This is a genomic window from Sorangium sp. So ce131 (assembly GCF_051519095.1).
Classification (GTDB): domain Bacteria; phylum Myxococcota_A; class Polyangia; order Polyangiales; family Polyangiaceae; genus Sorangium.
The window spans coordinates 3,411,078-3,426,637 of the sequence record NZ_CP150455.1; the positions used below are offsets into that span (position 1 = coordinate 3,411,078).

A 15,560-nucleotide genomic window follows, 5' to 3' on the forward strand; every position below is an offset into this window, starting at 1 on the left:
CAGGTGTGCTCCGGGCCCGCCGGCTTCGTGGAGCGAGGCGCTCGTGTGGCCGGGATCAGTCCCGCCCCTTCTTCACGCCGATCTCCTCGTACGGGTTCGGCTTGCCCTCCTCCTCGTCGCCGACCGTGGCGCCCTTGCCGCCGAAGTCGCCATGACCGTGGCTCGCGCCCACGGCGCCCTCGGTGTTGCCCCCCTGGTGCGTTCCGCCCGGGTTCTCGCCCTTCTGGTACGCCTCGGCGCTCTCCTGCGAGCTCTTGCCGCCGTGATGCTGCTCGCCGGCGCGCCGCTGCGCCCGCTCGTCGACGGGCTGCTGCTTCCGATCGTCGGTGCCCTGCTTGTTCTGGTTCTCCATGGGATTTCACATGGTGCGGTGGTGCCCGGCCGCAACCCCCCCGCCTGCGCCGCCTGCGCTGCCTGGCGCCGCCTGCGCCGCCTACCCGTCGCCGCGCCCGCGCGGATCCTGTAGGCCTCGCGTCCGTCGGCCCTCCCGCGCTCCCAGCCCGCTCCACCCGCCCGCCCATGCTGCCCTCCACCAGGTCCTGTTCCGTCGCCCAGCGCCTCGAGCGCGCGCTCGAGGTGCTCGTGCCGGCGCTCGACATCGTCGAGGCGCGCGTGGACGAGGGCGCCCCGCCGGGCTGGTGCGAGTCGCGCGGCTGGACGGGCTTCCTCCTCGCGCTCTCCGACGGCGATCTCGCCCGCTGCGAGGCCGACGGGCTCGCGGCGTGCATCGACGGGCTCGACGGCGCGCCGCCGGGCCTCGTCGCGCTCGCGCGCGCCGCCGCCGGGGCCGCGGCGCTGCCGCGGCGCCCGGTCGAGCCGCTGGTCCCGCCGCTCTCGGCGCTCCAGGCGGTGCCGGCGCGCAAGCGGCGCCAGCTCGAGGCGCTGCTCGGCGCGGTGGCGCCACTCTGCGCGCGCGCCCGCCGCATCGTCGACGTCGGCGCGGGGCACGGTCACTTCGCCCGCCTTGCCGCGGCGCGCTTCGACCGCGACGCGATCGGCCTCGAGCGCGAGCCCGATCGCGTCGCGACGGCCTCGGCGCTGGCCGCGGGGGGCCGGGCGCGCTTCGTCGCGTTCGACGCCTGCCAGGAGGCGCTCGCGTTCGCCCCCGACGACCTCGCGGTCGGCCTGCACGCCTGCGGCGAGCTCGGGGACCGCACGGTCGTGGCGGCGGCCCGCTCGCGCTGCGACCTCGCGCTCGTCTCGTGCTGCCTGCAGAAGATCGGCGCGCCGGCCCGCGCGCCGCTGTCGGCCGCGGCCAGGGCGGCCGGGCTCATCCTGCCGCGCGAGGCGCTGGGCCTCACCAACCTCACCGCGCGGCGCGTCGGCGTCGAGGCCACCCTCGACGAGGAGCTCGCGGCGCGCGAGCGCCGCCACGCGCTGCTCTCGCTGCTCCGCGGCCGCGGGCTCGACGTCGCCCTGGGCGAGGAGATGCGCGGGATCAACCGGCGCCGCGCGCACGGCGGGCTCCGCGAGCTCGCCGCGCGGGCGCTCTCGCTGCGGGGCCTTCCTCCGGCCACCGAGGCCGAGCTGCGCGAGCGCGAGGCCGCCGCGCGCGCGGCGTTCGGCCGGATGCGCCGGCTCACGCTGCCGCGCGCCCTCCTGGCCCGGCTCACCGAGGTGGCGGTCGCGCTGGACCGCGCGGCGGCCCTCGGCGACGCGGGCTGCGAGGTCGAGGCGGCGATCGTCTTCGATCCCGAGGTGACGCCGAGGAACATCGCGATCTTCGCGAGCGCGCGGCCGGGCGGGCTCGGCGCCTGACGCGGCGCCGCGGCGGTCCGGGCTTGCGCCGGGGGCCTGCGCGCCGTGGCGGTCCGGGCCGCGCAGGGACGCCGCGGCCCTGCGCCTCAGCGGTGCTCGCGCAGGCGCACCGACTTCGTGGTTGGCTCGCCGCTGCTCGGCGACGCCGCGGGCGGCGCGAGCACCGCCCGCGGGCGGGATGGCCGCACCGGATCCAGCGGCGCGAGCGTGGCGCCGGCCGGAGCGAGCCGGCTCGCCGCGGCGCCCGCGGGGGGCTCGTCGGCCGCAGGGAGAGGTGGATGCGGGGGCCCGGGCGCCTCGCCCGCGGGCGCCGTGGGCTCCGCCGCCGCCGGTGCGGCCAGCGGTGCCGCCGCGGCGGGCTCGACCTCCGGCGCCGTGTCCTGCAGCCACACGAGCGCCGCCGCGCCGCCGGCGATCACGGCGACCACCGCCGCGGCCGCCCTGGCGCTCCGACGAGGTCTGCGGCGACCGAGCGCGCTCCCGCCCGGGTCGCTCCCGCGCGGCACGTTCGCCCCGGCCGCGAGCGCCGGCTGCACGTCGGCGCCCGGCTGCGCGTCGGCGCCTGGCTGCACGTCCGCGCCCGGCTGCACGTCGGCACCCGGCTGCACGTCCGCGCCCGGCTGCACGTCGGCGCCAGGCCGCTCCGCGGGGCCCGGCCGCACCTCGGCGTGCGCTCGCGCCTCGGCGCCCGGCTGCGCATCGCCGCCCGGCGGCGCCTCGGGGCGCAGCGGGCCCGCAGGCGCCGGATCGCTGGCGGACGCCTTCGTGGGCGCCGCCAGCTCCGCGAGATCCTTCACCGGCAGCGCCGCGCGCCCCTGGACCTCCGGCGCCGCCTGGATCGGCCCGGTGAGCGTCCGCGCGTCCTCGCCGAAGACCCTCGGCTGCTCCGGCGCGGTGGGCACGCCCGCGGCATCGCCCTCCGCCGCCGGCGGCGCCTTCAGCGCCATCTGCGCCGTCTGCGCCGTCTGCGTGATTTGCTGGATCCGCGCCACCTTCTGGCGCGCCCGGTCGGTCCCCAGCGGCTCGAGCAGCCTGGCCAGCTCGGCGACCGTCTGGGGCCGGCGGGCCGGGTCCTTCTCGAGGCACATCAGGAGGATGCGCTCGAGCTCCTCGGGCAGATCGGGCCGGTGCACGCGCGGCGGCACCGGCGGGTCGGTGACGATGGCCACGAACAGCGCCGAGACCGACTCGGCCTCGAACGGCAGCCGCGCCGTCACGAGCTGGTAGAGGCTCAGGCCGAGCGCCCAGATGTCGGTGCGGGTGTCCACCATCCGCGTGCTGCGGATGTGCTCCGGCGACATGTAGCGGGGCGAGCCGAGCACCACGGACGTCACCGTCAGCCCGGCGTCCTGTCCGAGCACGCTCGCCTCGCAGGCCTTCGAGATGCCGAAATCGAGCACCTTGATCGAGGTCGACCCGTCCTCGCGGCTCGCCAGGAAGAGGTTGCCGGGCTTGAGGTCGCGGTGGACGATCCCGAGCGCGTGCGCCTCGGCGACGGCCTCGCAGGCCTCGAGCGCGTAGCCGACCGCGAGCTCCACGGGCAGCGGGCCCCGCGCTTCCAGGAGCGCCTCGAGGTCGATGCCGCTCAGGTACTCCATCACGAAGTACGGCTGCGCCTCGCCCGTCTGCCCCACGTCGATGACGCGCGCGACGTGCTCGCTGGTGATGGCCGCCGACGCCTGCGCCTCCCGGAGGAAGCGCTCGACGGCGCCGGGCGTGGCGCGCCCCTCGGGCAGCAGGAACTTCAGCGCGACCCGGTGGCGCAGCGAGACGTGGTGCGCCGCGACGACTACGCCCATGCCCCCGCGCCCGAGCACCCGCTCGACGCGGTACTTGCCTTCGATGATGTCCCCGGCCCGCGGGACCCCGCCCCCGGTAGCCGTCTCGACCGCATCGCAGCCTGCCTGGGCCATCGGCGGCCGAGTATACACGAGCCACCTCCGTCACCGGCCGGATCTCGCCCGGCGGCCGCCGCCGCGCGGCCTGGCCCGGCGGCGGCGGCGGCCTATCCTGCTGGCGGACACTCACCTTCACGAGGCTCACCATGGTTGAATTCACCGTGACTGGCCCGCTCCTCGGCGGCGCCCTCATCGGGCTCAGCGCGTCGCTGCTGCTGCTCTTCAACGGGAGAATCGCGGGCATCAGCGGCATCCTCGGGGGGCTCCTCGTCCGGAAGCCCGGCGACGCCGCCTGGCGCGCCGCGTTCCTCGCCGGCCTGCTCCTCGGCGGCCTCGCGCTCGTCGCCGTCCACCCCGGCGCCTTCTTCGCGGGCGCTGGCGCCGCGGGCGGCGTGGGCGGTCGCACGCTCGGCCTCGTCGCCGCCGCGGGGCTGCTCGTCGGCTACGGCGCGCGGCTCGGGAGCGGGTGCACGAGCGGCCATGGCGTCTGCGGCCTCAGCCGCCTCTCGGTCCGCTCCCTCGCCGCCACGGCGACGTTCATGGCGACCGCGGCGGTCACCGTGGCGTTCGTCCGGCACGTCCTGGGGGCGGCGCGATGAAGCAGGGCGCGATCGCGCTCCTCGCCGGCGCGCTGTTCGCCGCGGGGCTCGGCGTCTCCGGCATGACGCTCCCGTCCCGGGTCCTCGGCTTCCTCGACGTCGCCGGCGACTGGGACCCGAGCCTCGCGTTCGTGATGGCGGGCGCCGTCTCGGTGCACGCCGTCGCTTACCGCGTCCTCCGCCGGCAGCAGCGCGCCGCGCCGCCCGGCGGCGCCGCCGGCAAGCTGCGGTTTCCCCTCCTCGGAGGCCGCGTCGATGTCCCGACCCGCGCGTCCGTGGACGCGCGCCTCGTCGTCGGCGCCGCGCTGTTCGGCGTCGGCTGGGGCCTCGCCGGGTACTGCCCAGGCCCGGCGCTCACCTCGCTCGCGACCGGCTCGCGCGAGGTCGTCGTCTTCGTGGCGGCGATGATCGCCGGCATGGCGCTCGAGCACGTCACCTCGGCGAGGGCGAGATCCGCGGCGAGCGCGCGCGCCGGCGCGACCGCGATCGCGCACGACGGCTGACGCGCGCCGACGAGGCACGAGGCGCGCCTTCGTCTGGCCTCGACGGCCGAGCCCCGAGAGGCCAATCGCGGAGCGCTTGCGCCGTCCTTGCGGCGCGGCGAGAGCCAATGTAATCATCGACCCTCAATGATGCATGCTGGCCCTGCCCACGCGCGAGCCGGCAGCAGGAGGCTTCGGCTTTCACCGAAGCTTGGAGAACGAGCCATGGAGATGTCACTCGGCCCCTTCCTCGGGGCGGCGGTCGGCGTTTGTCTTCTATCCGCTTGTGTCGAGCCGGTGGGCTCGGCCGGGCAAACGGTCCTCGGAGAGGAGACCGAGGCGGCCCTCGCGGAGCCGGCGTTCGAGGTCTGGGCCGTCGACCAGTCCAACACGAACGGTCTGGCCCACGGCGGCACGGTGTACATTTACAATGGGGCGGCCCTGACGGGCGCGGCGGGGGTGGGGCCGGTTCCGGCGGAGGTGATCGACCTCGGGGCGCAGACGTCGGCGCTCTGCCTCGCGGAGACCGGCGCCAATCCAGTCCGGCCGCACATGGTTTTCTTCAATGCGACGCACACCCACGCGGTGCTCTCCTTCGTGGCCAGCGGGCACGTCGCCATCTTCGACGCGGCCTCGCGGACGGCGGTCGCGTGCCTGCGGGCCTCGGTGGGCGCGGGCGGGGCGCGGCAGGCGCACGCCGCGGTGCCGGCGCCGGACGACTCGTACATCCTGGTGGCGAACCAGAACGGCAAGCTGCTCGAGCGGATCGCGACGGACTACGCGGCGGGCACGTTCGCGTGGGAGCCGTCCGCGACCCTTGATTTGACCACGTGCATCACGCCCACCGGCGATCCTTGCCAGTTCCCGCACATCCGGCCGGACAACGCGCCCATTTGCCCGATCATCGACTCGACCGGCAGCTACGGCTTCATCACGCTGCGCGGGGGCGGGCTGCTCGTCGTCGACCCCGCGGCGACGCCGATCCAGATCGTGGGCGAGTACGACGAGGACACGGTGCACGGCAACGGTTGCGGCGGCATCGAGGCCGGGGGCACGATGTTCCTCAACTCCGGCGGCGGGACGGCGGCGAACCTGGATCAGTTCGACGTGTACCGCTTCCCGCTCTCCGGCTACTCGCCGAGCAACGCCGCCAACACCCCTGCTCCCGAGGTGGTGTTCGCCGACGACTCCCCGGATCGCGACGCCCACGGCGTGGCCCTGACCAAACACGGCCGGAACGTCTGGGTGCTGGACCGGATCCAGGGCGTGGCCGAGGTGTTCGACGTGGCGACCAGCGATCACGTGAACACCGTCGATCTGAAGGGCGCTTACTCGGAGGATCCCGCGCCGGATCTCCTCGACATCTCGCCCTCGGGGAGCCGGTTCTTCGTGACCCTGCGCGGCCCGACGCCGCTGAGCGGCGATCCGCACGCCTCGGTGGGCAGCACGCCCGGCGTGGGCGTCGTCCACGTGACCCAGCACGGGCGCTCCGGCAAGCTGAAGGCGATCGTGCCGATCACGAACAAGGACGCCGGCGGCGTCGAGCGGGCCGACCCGCACGCGGTCCGGGTGCGCCGGCTCTGATCGGCATCAAGCTGTGCGCGAGGGGCCGTGCGGGAAGCGCGCGGCGATCCGTGAAGACCACGTTCGCGTCCTCCTGACCGCAACGGCGCTGCTCTCGTGTAGCCGGGCGAGTGAGCGTCTCCTGCCTCGGCATAGGGTATCGGCCGGCGCGTAGCCGTGGCATGCTCGGCGAGCCGGCCGCCGCGGAGCCCAGCGGAGCAGCGGACGCGAGGTCGCCACCTCGGCCCTGAGGTGGATCTCCCTCGCCGCGGAGGCAGGCTGACGAGCGGAGACCGGATGAGCGCGACGAAGAAGGTCGGGACGAAGACCAGAAAGAAGACGGCGCCGGGGCAGGCGGCGCCCGCGAAGTCCAGCGCCGCGAAGTCCAGCGCCGCGAAGTCCAGCGCCGCGAAGTCCAGCGCCGCGAAGCCCAGCGCCGCGAAGCCCACCGCTGCGAAGCCCAGCGCCGCGAAGCCGACGTCGAAGGCCTCTCCGCCGAAGCCGGCGCCCGCGGGGGAGCAGCCGATCGTCGCGTTCGCGCAGCCGCGCGCGTGGGCAGACTGGCTCGCGTCGAACCACGCGTCGTCGCGCGGCGTGTGGCTCAAGCTCGCCAAGAAGGGGTCCGGGGTCGCGTCGGTCACCTACGCGGAGGCGCTCGAGGTGGCGCTCGCGTGGGGCTGGATCGACGGCCAGAAGAGGCCCCTCGACGACGCGTTCTGGCTCCAGAAGTTCACGCCGCGCGGGCCGAAGAGCGTCTGGTCCAAGATCAACCGCGACAAGGCGCTGGCGCTCATCGCGGCGGGCGAGATGAAGCCGCCGGGGCTCGCGCAGGTCGAGCGCGCACAGCAGGACGGGCGCTGGGACGCGGCCTACGACTCGCCGAGCCGCGCGGCGGTGCCGGACGACCTGTCGGCCGCGCTCGCCGCGAACCCCCGCGCGGCCGCCTTCTTCGCCGCGCTCAACGCCGCGAACCGCTATGCCGTGCTGTTCCGGGTCCACACCGCGAAGAAGCCGGAGACGCGCCAGAAGCGCATCGCGCTCTTCGTCGAGATGCTCGCCAGGCACGAGAAGCTGCATCCCTGATCCCGACTTCCCGGCGAGGCGCGCCGCGCCGCAGGACGGCGGCCGCGCTTGCCGTCCACCACGAGGAGCAAGGCGTGACCATGAATCGATCTGGGAGGGAATGCCGCCCGCGCGGGACGTGGCTCTGGCTCGTGGGGCTCTGCGCGTGCAGCCAGGGCGCGCCGCAAGGACAGACCCTTTCGCCGCCCGCGGCCGCGCCGGCCAGCCGCATGTCCGCGGCCGGCGCGCCCGGCGCCAGCGCGGCAGCCGTCGGCTCGGCTGGTCCGGCGCCCTGCGATCTCCGCCGCGACGTGCTGCCGGGGCTGTGCAACGTCTCCGCGATGGTGCTCCTGCCCGACTGCCGCCTGCTCGCCGCGGATGACGAGGACCGGAGCCATCGGCTCTTCGCGATCGCCCCCGGGGCGGCCCGGGCGCCGGCGCCGGTCCCCGCCGGCGGACGCCTCCTGGCCAGCGGCGCGGTCCTCGACGACGAGGAGCTCGATCTCGAGGGCGCCGCGTGGGTGGGCGACCGGATCTACTGGATCGGCTCCCACGGCAACAACAAGCTGGAATGGAAGAAGGGCAAAGGCGAGTACTCCGCCGTGAAGGAGAAGCCGAACCGGCACATCCTGTTCGCGATCGCCCTCTCCGCAGACGGCGGGATCGAGCCCGTGGGCACGCCTTACCGCGATCTCGCGAGAGAGCTCGTGAAGGGCATCCCGGGCCTCGCGAGCACTTACAAGGCGGTGCACTCGAACGCCGGCGGGCTCAACATCGAGGGCCTCGCCGCCGACGGCGAGGCGCTGCTGATCGGGCTGCGGTCGCCGGTGTCGGACCCCGACAGGAGAGCGTACGTGTTCCGGCTGGAGAACCCGGCCGAGGTGCTGGGCGGCAGGCCCGCGCGCGTGGGCGGGCCGTTCCTCCTCGACCTGGGGAAGCGGGGCGTGCGGAGCCTCGAATGGTCGCCGAGCGCCCGCGCCTGGTTCATCGTCGCGGGCCCGGTGACCCACATGCGAGCGGACCCTGGCGCCAAGGACGGGCTGTCGCAGGTCCCGGGATATGGGGAGGGAGCGGCCCTGTACCGGTGGGAGTCGCTCGACAAGCAACCGGTGCTCGTCAAGGAGATCGCGGACGCGAAGGGCTTCCAGGCCGAGGGCCTGATCGCGACCCCGGCGGGGCTCTTCGTCACGAGCGACGACGACGAGCAGAAGCGCGGCGGGAAGAAGAAGTGCGAGAATCTGCCCGCCGACGACCCGGACCGCTACACCCGCAGCCTGTGGATCGAGGGCCCCTGATCCCGGGGCCGGGTCGGCGCCGCGCCCCTCAGGCGGCGCCTTTGTCCTTCTTGCCTTGTCCTTCCTCCGCGACGGCGGCTGCGCCCTCCTTGGTCTCCCAGATGCGAGCGGCGATGGCCTCCTGGATCCAGGAGAGGTGTCGCTCCTCGTCCTCGCGGTTGCGCTCCACCACGGTGCGGGCCTCGCCGGGGAGCTCCGTCTTGAGCGCGGCTTCGTACAGTCGATTCGACAGCTCCTCGTTGCCGAGCATCGAGAGGAGCGCGCTGCGGTCGCCGCGGCTCGCGAGCGCGGTGAAGCCCTCGATCAGGAACCCCTTGAGGTCACGCTTGATCTTGGGCTCCTCGCCGCTCGCCCGGACGAGCTCGGCGAGATCGTTGATGTGCTGCTGGTGATCGTCCTGAAAGCTCTTGAGCTTCCGGCGGACCTCGGAGACCTCGCAGGCGTCGATCGCTTGCTGGTACGCGAGCACCGCGTCGGTGTCGAGCTGGATAAGCTTGTTCAAATGGCTCACAGCCGTCTTGTTCATCGGGACGCCTCCGCGAGCCAGCATGGAGCATGCGGCCGAGGGGGCCTACCGGGCGATCCCTGAATCTGTGGTGGCTCCGTTCGCGCTGCGTGTCTCGTGTGCAGTCTGCGGGACGGAACGTGGTTTGTGCGGGGCGGACGGAGCGTGGGTGGTCGCAGGCCCGGTGGCGTCCGGGGCCCGCTGATTCGGAGGGTAGGGTGACGGCGATCAGGTGGGCCGACGGGCCACGGGCTCGGTGCTGGACGAGAGGAGACGGCGCCGGGTCATTTCGAGCGCCGGAACAGGTTCAGCAGCCGGCGGAACAGCCCGGGTTTCTGGGCCGGCGCGCCGGTCGCCGTCTGCTCCGGGGCGCGGCGCTGTGAGCCGGGCGCAGCGTCGCCGGGTGTTGCGCCGTTGCGGGTCTTTGCAGCGGCCGCGTCGCGAGGCCTTGCAGCGGCCGCGTCGCGAGGCCTTGCAGCGGCCGCGTCGCGAGGCTTCATGGCGTCGCCGCCGGCGCGTCCGGCCGGCGTCGCGGCTTCCTCGCGCGCGGCAGTCGCGGCCTGGCCGGCCGTCTCTGCCGCCCGATCTGCCCCGGGCTTTGCTGGCCGCTTGCCGGCCCGTGCCTGCGCTTTGGCCTTCATCGCTTCCTTGGCCGTGAGCGCCGGCTTTTTCTTGCGCGGGAACGCGGCGCTGGGCAGCGGCACCCACGCGGGCTCCCGGGGCGCCTCGGGCGGCGCCGTCGACTCCGATGCCGTCGCCGGCGCCGCGGCCTCGGTCTCAGCGCGCTGGGCCTGCTGGGGGGCCTTGCGGGCCGCCTTTGCCTGGGTGAGAGGCGCCGCCTTTGGCTCGGCGCGTGCCGCCGTGGGCCCCTGGTTGGCCCCCGTGGCCTCCGCGGCTGCCGACGAGGCTGCGCGGCGCTCCCGCGCCGGGGCGTCCGACCCGGGACGTTGCTTCGGTGTGCGGGGCCGGGGAGCGGCCACCTCGCCCTCGGGCCCTGCCGGGCCGCCCTGGGGATGCCCCTCCCGCGGTGCCTTGCGCGCATCCGGTGAGCGGTCCTCGCGTGCCCCGCGCTCGCGAGGTCCCCGCTCGCCGGCGCCTCGCTCGGCGGGTCTACGCTCGGCGGCCTTGCGCTCGGCGGGCCCACGTTCGCCGGCGCCACGCTCGGCGGGCCCACGTTCGCCGGCGCCACGTTCCCTCGGGCTCGCCGAGCGTGGGCGCGAGGGCTCCTGCGCGGGCGCAGGCGGGCGAGGTCGGCGCATGTCGATGACCCGCCGCGGGCGCGCAGGGGCTGGCGCTGCGGCGGGGGCCGCGGCGGCCACGCCGGCCGCCGGCGCGTGGTGCGGCGACGTCTCCACGCCGCCCTCCGCCGCCGCGCCGCCGGCCTCCGGCGCTCGCTGGTCCGGCGCGTTTTCCCCGGCGGACTCCGCGCGTTCCGGTTGCCCCTCGTCGTTTTCCGCTGTGTTTTGCTCGCCCATGGGCCTCCTCCATAGCGTTGTCCGGCGCTCCGCGAAACCGGATCCCGCCACAGGCCGCCCCGGCGACCCCCCCGCGCTCCCCGGCAAGCACCTGGCCGGGCGCGCCGAGGCGGCGCCTCACCGCGGCGTCGAGCTCAAGCTGCGGGGCCGCGCTCGCGGAGCGCGTCGCCCAGCGAGCGCTCGAACGAGGCGCGGGAAGGGTGCACCGCCAGCTTCCTGAGCGCGGCGTTGGCGATCTGGACGCCGAAGACGACGACCCTGGACCGGAGCAGGAAATGCCCCCCGTCGAGCGTCTCGAGGATGGACATGGACGCCTCGGTCAGCCGCGTGCGCGCGGCCTGCTCGTAGTCGGTCATCTGCTCCCAGTCGTTGAAGACGATGAGCCGCCCGTCCTCGGTCACCCGGCGCAACATCACGTCCTCGATCGCTGTGGCGGCTTCGTCCACGAGGATCCCGGCGACGCGCGTGACCATGAGCGACGGCGCCGGACACCAGATGTCCACCGTCCCCGCCTGGCACGAATAACTCCGCATCGGCTGTACGGTGAGCTCGATCATTGTGTGAACAGGATACTGTTCCATGGCCGACCCTTCGTCTAGACCTTTAACGCAGGTTCCCGACGGGGGATGTTCGCGCCGGTTTCCTCGGCGGCCAAGTACGGCATTCCCCCTATCGTCCCGTCGCATCTCTCCCGACTAGCGGCGTCTCCTGGTCGCTTCCTGGCCGCCTCCTCTTTAATTCTTCATGCGCTGACACTTCATATTTCCCTCAGGTTTCGCGAGCGCGGTTGAGTCGGATCATAATAAGCCGTCGTCATTGCTTGTTGTCCGCCGTCGGACGATGTCCCGGTGCGGCTGGCGCGACCACGACGCCCTTCGCGGCGCCCTCGCGGGGAGCGCGCTGCAGCGCGGGCCGAGGCCGCATGAGCCGCGAGCCGGCGCGGCCTCGCGCCAGAGGCGCGCCGCAAGAGGCGAGCTCCGTCACATCGCGGGAGATATGGATCGAGGCGGTCGAAGGGAGACGGGCGGGGGCGGCGGCCCGCGCGCGGCGCTCGTGCGCCGCGCCGGCAGCGGCGGGAGAGCGCCCTCCGCCGGCGCGCCGCGCCGTGCCCCCCGCCGGCGCGCTGGCTCGGCAGGGGGCGCGGTCCGCGGTCGCTACTCGCTGGAGTAGGGGATGAGGCTCACCGTGTCGCGGTTGAGCTGGTGAATGCCGTAGTAGCTTGCGGCGAACAGGACCTCCTCCCCGCTGACCACGAACGCCTCCGGCCAGCCCCAGGTGGGGAAGAACGCCTGCGCCTTGGGCTGCTCGGGCTGCTCGAGGGAGATCGCCAGCACGCCGCCGGGGACCTCGAGCAGGGCGCGGCTGTCGGCGGTGTCGCGCAGCGCCGCCCACGTCCCGACGCGCACCTCGGAGAGCACGTTGAACGCGCTGGGGGCCGGGGGATCCCCCGGCTCCTCCGGCGACGGAGGCGGCGCCTCCTCCGCGGGGACGGGCGCCAGCGTGACCATCTTCTGGTTCGCGTCCCAGCCGTACCACGTGTTCGCCGGCTGCCAGATCAGGCTGTGGGTCAGGACGGGCAGGCCGCGATCGTCGACCGCGATCGCGTTGACCTGACGGTTCGGGAACTGCCGGTAGTCCCTCAGGTACGCGAGCCCCTCGTGCAGCTCGAGCCGCGCGATCGCCGTCTCGATGAACTGCTCGCCCCACACCTTGTCGCTCGCGAAGATCGTCGAGCCCTTCACCGAGAGGACCTGGCCGGGCACGTTGATCGACGGCGCGAGCGCGGGCTGCGACGGGTCGGTCAGATCGAGCGGCGTGAGGAAGTACTGCGTGTGCGGGCGCGGGTCGTCCGGGGCCCCGACCGAGCGCTTGACGTTGAAGAACAGCTGGCCATCCTCGTTGATCACGTTCACGGCCTCGTCCGCCGGCGGCAGCGCGAGGGCCGGCGCGAGGGTCGGGTTCTCCGGGTCGGAGAGATCGACCACGTGGACGTCGAGCTGCGCCCAGCGGCGGCGGGGCACGTACTCGTAGCAGTACGTCTGGGTGACCCCCGGGACGTCGTCCCGGCCGATGTCGACCGGCGTGCAGGTCGTGTCCGCGCCCGCGTGATCCGTGCACTCGGCGAACCCGCCGTTGCAGTACTCGTCGTCGCCGATGCGGCGGCAGGACCGCTGGCCCGCCCAGTACGTGCAGCCTTCCTGGCCGAAGCAGGTCGCGCCCGCGACGGCGTGTGTGCGGCACTCCCAGCCGACGCCGAGGTCCTGCGTGTGGCCGATGACGCGCAGGAAGGCGAGGGCGTCCTTCGCGACATGCACCGTCGGGAACGACGACCCTCCGGCGTAGTAGGCCCCGGTCGGGGGCAGATCGCTCGTGTCGAGCGTGCCCGCCTTGCGGGGCGCGGTCGGATCGGACAGGTCGTAGACCTCGATGTGCGTCACCTTGCCCACCCAGTTCTCGAAGGTGGAGGTCAGGGTCACGAGCAGGTCGCCGACCTGGTAGATCTGCGCGTCGAGCGGCAGCTCGAAGCGCGCCACCGGCGCGGCGAGCTGGGTCACCCCGGTGCTCGGGACGACCTCCGCCTCGAGCTTCTGGTTCGAGCTCCAGGTCCAGTAAAGCTCGGTCGGGCGCTTCATGCGCACGCGGTAATCACCGAACGCGAAGACCTTCGTGTAGTCCGGGGCGAGCTCGAGGCGGCCGCGCTCCTCGGGGCTGTCGAGATCGCTCTGGTCGTACAGCGAGAGCTCCTGATCGGACACGTTGGCCCCGGCCTGAGGCGCAACGCGGAACGTGCGGCGAACGGGGGTGCCGTGATCCATCACGCCGCGGCGGGTCAGGGTGGTGTCCGAGTAGGTGAAGATCTGGACGCCGTAGAAGGGCTGGCGGACGTTGTCCACCCACCGCCTCGTCGAGAACGGCAGGAGGACGAGCCCCTTCTCGACCTCCCCTGTCGGCGCCGCCGTGTCCACGGCGTCGTCGAGCACGGCGAAGGCGCGGTGATCCCAGTCGGCCTCGGACCAGCTCCAGCCGTCGCTGTCGCCGCCCACCTCGGTGCGCGCCACGAGGGGATCCGAGCTGGTCAGATCGGTGATGTCGTAGAGGCTGGCCGCGAGCTTGCGGCCGTTCTCATCGTTCACGCCGATGCCGATGAGGCGGGTCGCGCCGAGGACCGGGCGGAAGAAGTTGTTCCACCCGGAGACGACGAACTCGCTCTCTTCGACGATGTTCCCGGTCGGGTCGATCGAGAAGGCGTGGAAGGGATCCTGGCGCAGGTAGGTGACCGCGAACGCCCTGTCGTCGAGGAAGACGGCCCCGAACAGCGACTGTCCGGTGCCGAACTCCTCGCTGTCGATCGGCACGATGTCGTCGGGATCGGCGGCGCTCCAGGTCTCGAGGTGGCTCGAGGTGCCGCTCCACCTCGGGCCGGAGAAGACCCGCAGCATGTCGTCGCGGAAATCCATGTGGAACTGCGAGCGCACGTAGCCGGCGGCGGTGACGGTGTCGCGCAGCGTCATGGATCCGTCGCGCTCGGAGATGTCGATGACCGAGATCTGGCTGGACTCATCCGACCAGTTGGAGCTGCTGCGCGCCACGAGGAGCACGTCCGCCTCGGCGTGGATGGCGGTCACGGTGTCGCCGAGCTCGAGCTCGGTGCGCTGGAGGAGCCCCTCGCTCGCGACGTCGAAGCTCTTGACCACGGTCTTGTTGACGTACTGCCAGGACCCGGGGGAGATCTCGACCAGCTCCGACGTGTTGGCGGCGACGTAGAGCGCGTTCTCCGTCGTGCCGCGCGCGAGGCGGCTCGTCGTGATCGCGCCCGGGACGTAGACCTGCGACATGAGCTCGGGCGCTTCGGGATCGGCGATGTCGATCATCAGGACGGTCCCGCCGGTGCGCCGCTCCACGGTGAAGCCGTCGGCCTTGACCTGGTATCCGCCCCAGTCGTTGAGGAGGACGACCGCGCGGTCGCCGACGACGTACATCTCGACCGGCGTGCCGGCGACCTGCAGCTCGCCGACGAACTGCGGGTTCGTGAGGTCGTGGATGTCGATGACCTGGAGGCCGCGGTACGAGTTGAGGTTGAGGAGGTGTCCGTCGCCGAGGACGCGGTAGATGTCGCCCTCCTCGAGCTCGCGCGCCTCTTCCTCCTCTTCTTCTTCCTCTTCCTCCTCTTCTTCTTCCTCTTCCTCCTCGCCGAGGTAACCCTCGGTGAAGGGCTCATCGGCCGACGTGAAGGTCGTCTGCCCCTGTGGCGTCGAGGGCTCATCGGGCTCATCGGGCTCGTCCGGATTGTCTGGCGTGTCCGGCGTGTCCGGCTCGTCAGGCTTGTCCGGCGGCGGGGTCTCCTCGCCCGTCGGGGTCTCATCCACGTCGGGGGGATCCTTGTCGGCGCCGCACCCCTGTCCGAACAGCACAAGGAGCGCGGCCATCACGCTGGCCTGCGCCGCGAGCGCACCTCTGAAACGAGATCTCTTCGCCACCGCACCCTCCTCACGCCACCTCTCCCGAGGTGTGGAACCTGCGCACATCAAGGCATGTCGCCCGTCGTCAGCCGCGGTCTGCGCGTCGCGATCACAGGATCGTCGACGCGCTGGATCCCCTGGTCGGGGGCGGAAGACCCGCTCGGGCGAGGCGCAGCCCGCGACGGCGCTGCGCCTCGTCGGTCTCGCGTCTCCGTGGACCGTGGAGTTGCACCGCGCGGATTATCCAATGGCTGGACGGTTTACTCAATGTGGAATGATGTGACGGAACGGAGACGTGGCGGTTATGGGAAGGACGGCAGCGCGGCGTCCGGCGCGGTGGGTGAGCGGAGGCGAGCGCGGCTTGCGCACAGGGGCAGCTACGTGACCACACCCCTCAAGAAGCTCCACGAGCGAGCCGTTCTCAGAGCTCGACGGTCACTGAACGACGTGCACAGTGGCTCCA

General features: G+C 73.3%; 12 protein-coding genes. 6 read left to right on the forward strand and 6 right to left on the reverse strand.

What is annotated here, in order from left to right; all coding sequences use genetic code 11:
• Window positions 1-55: 55 nt before the first annotated feature.
• Window positions 56-352, reverse strand: a complete 297-nt coding sequence (locus tag WMF43_RS12670; protein ID WP_437680119.1) for a hypothetical protein — start codon at window positions 350-352, stop codon at window positions 56-58.
• Between the two features lie 167 nt (window positions 353-519).
• Between WMF43_RS12670 and WMF43_RS12675 the strand changes: the two genes are divergently transcribed.
• On the forward strand, window positions 520-1,758 hold the full coding sequence (locus WMF43_RS12675; RefSeq protein WP_437680121.1) for a methyltransferase: 1,239 nt from the start codon (window positions 520-522) through the stop codon (window positions 1,756-1,758).
• Between the two features lie 86 nt (window positions 1,759-1,844).
• On the opposite strand, the gene WMF43_RS12680 is transcribed toward WMF43_RS12675, so the two are convergent.
• Window positions 1,845-3,671: a protein kinase domain-containing protein gene (locus WMF43_RS12680; protein ID WP_437680123.1), complete on the reverse strand. Its 1,827-nt coding sequence runs from the start codon at window positions 3,669-3,671 to the stop codon at window positions 1,845-1,847.
• A gap of 131 nt (window positions 3,672-3,802) precedes the next feature.
• On the opposite strand from WMF43_RS12680, the gene WMF43_RS12685 reads away from it, so the two are divergent.
• From WMF43_RS12685 to WMF43_RS12705, 5 genes are all read left to right on the forward strand, one after another.
• Complete coding sequence (locus WMF43_RS12685) at window positions 3,803-4,255, forward strand: YeeE/YedE family protein (RefSeq protein ID WP_437680125.1); 453 nt, start codon at window positions 3,803-3,805, stop codon at window positions 4,253-4,255.
• Window positions 4,252-4,758, forward strand: a complete 507-nt coding sequence (locus tag WMF43_RS12690) for a DUF6691 family protein (protein WP_437680127.1) — start codon at window positions 4,252-4,254, stop codon at window positions 4,756-4,758. The genes WMF43_RS12685 and WMF43_RS12690 overlap by 4 nt, the downstream gene beginning before the upstream one ends.
• A gap of 204 nt (window positions 4,759-4,962) precedes the next feature.
• Window positions 4,963-6,321, forward strand: a complete 1,359-nt coding sequence (locus WMF43_RS12695) for a hypothetical protein (RefSeq protein ID WP_437680128.1) — start codon at window positions 4,963-4,965, stop codon at window positions 6,319-6,321.
• 504 nt (window positions 6,322-6,825) lie between these two features.
• Window positions 6,826-7,383 carry a YdeI/OmpD-associated family protein gene (locus tag WMF43_RS12700; RefSeq protein ID WP_437683998.1) on the forward strand — a complete coding sequence of 186 codons (558 nt, stop codon included), beginning with the start codon at window positions 6,826-6,828 and terminating at the stop codon, window positions 7,381-7,383.
• An 80-nt stretch (window positions 7,384-7,463) separates the two neighbouring features.
• On the forward strand, window positions 7,464-8,657 hold the full coding sequence (locus WMF43_RS12705) for a DUF3616 domain-containing protein (RefSeq protein WP_437680129.1): 1,194 nt from the start codon (window positions 7,464-7,466) through the stop codon (window positions 8,655-8,657).
• A gap of 28 nt (window positions 8,658-8,685) precedes the next feature.
• Here WMF43_RS12705 and WMF43_RS12710 read toward each other — a convergent pair whose 3' ends face one another.
• The 4 genes from WMF43_RS12710 to WMF43_RS12725 form a co-directional block, all read right to left on the reverse strand.
• Window positions 8,686-9,183, reverse strand: coding sequence for a DUF2383 domain-containing protein (locus tag WMF43_RS12710; RefSeq protein ID WP_437680131.1), 498 nt, complete (start codon window positions 9,181-9,183; stop codon window positions 8,686-8,688).
• A gap of 263 nt (window positions 9,184-9,446) precedes the next feature.
• The gene (locus tag WMF43_RS12715) at window positions 9,447-9,866 is read right to left on the reverse strand and encodes a hypothetical protein (protein WP_437680133.1); all 420 of its coding nucleotides are present in this window, start codon (window positions 9,864-9,866) and stop codon (window positions 9,447-9,449) included.
• Between the two features lie 905 nt (window positions 9,867-10,771).
• Window positions 10,772-11,218 carry a hypothetical protein gene (locus WMF43_RS12720; RefSeq protein ID WP_437680135.1) on the reverse strand — a complete coding sequence of 149 codons (447 nt, stop codon included), beginning with the start codon at window positions 11,216-11,218 and terminating at the stop codon, window positions 10,772-10,774.
• 573 nt (window positions 11,219-11,791) lie between these two features.
• Window positions 11,792-15,115 (reverse strand): beta-propeller domain-containing protein, encoded by a 3,324-nt coding sequence (locus tag WMF43_RS12725; RefSeq protein WP_437680137.1) that lies wholly within the window; start codon window positions 15,113-15,115, stop codon window positions 11,792-11,794.
• Window positions 15,116-15,560 lie beyond the last annotated feature (445 nt).

Excerpts from the sequence above, each read along its gene's own strand:
- WMF43_RS12675 (WP_437680121.1), top strand. The coding sequence starts at position 520 with ATGCTGCCCTCCACCAGGTCCTGTTCCGTCGCCCAGCGCCTCGAGCGC.
- WMF43_RS12695 (WP_437680128.1), top strand. The coding sequence starts at position 4,963 with ATGGAGATGTCACTCGGCCCCTTCCTCGGGGCGGCGGTCGGCGTTTGT.
- WMF43_RS12680 (WP_437680123.1), bottom strand. The coding sequence starts at position 3,671 with ATGGCCCAGGCAGGCTGCGATGCGGTCGAGACGGCTACCGGGGGCGGG.
- WMF43_RS12690 (WP_437680127.1), top strand. The coding sequence starts at position 4,252 with ATGAAGCAGGGCGCGATCGCGCTCCTCGCCGGCGCGCTGTTCGCCGCG.
- WMF43_RS12670 (WP_437680119.1), bottom strand. The coding sequence starts at position 352 with ATGGAGAACCAGAACAAGCAGGGCACCGACGATCGGAAGCAGCAGCCC.
- WMF43_RS12705 (WP_437680129.1), top strand. The coding sequence starts at position 7,464 with ATGAATCGATCTGGGAGGGAATGCCGCCCGCGCGGGACGTGGCTCTGG.
- WMF43_RS12685 (WP_437680125.1), top strand. The coding sequence starts at position 3,803 with ATGGTTGAATTCACCGTGACTGGCCCGCTCCTCGGCGGCGCCCTCATC.
- WMF43_RS12720 (WP_437680135.1), bottom strand. The coding sequence starts at position 11,218 with ATGGAACAGTATCCTGTTCACACAATGATCGAGCTCACCGTACAGCCG.
- WMF43_RS12710 (WP_437680131.1), bottom strand. The coding sequence starts at position 9,183 with ATGAACAAGACGGCTGTGAGCCATTTGAACAAGCTTATCCAGCTCGAC.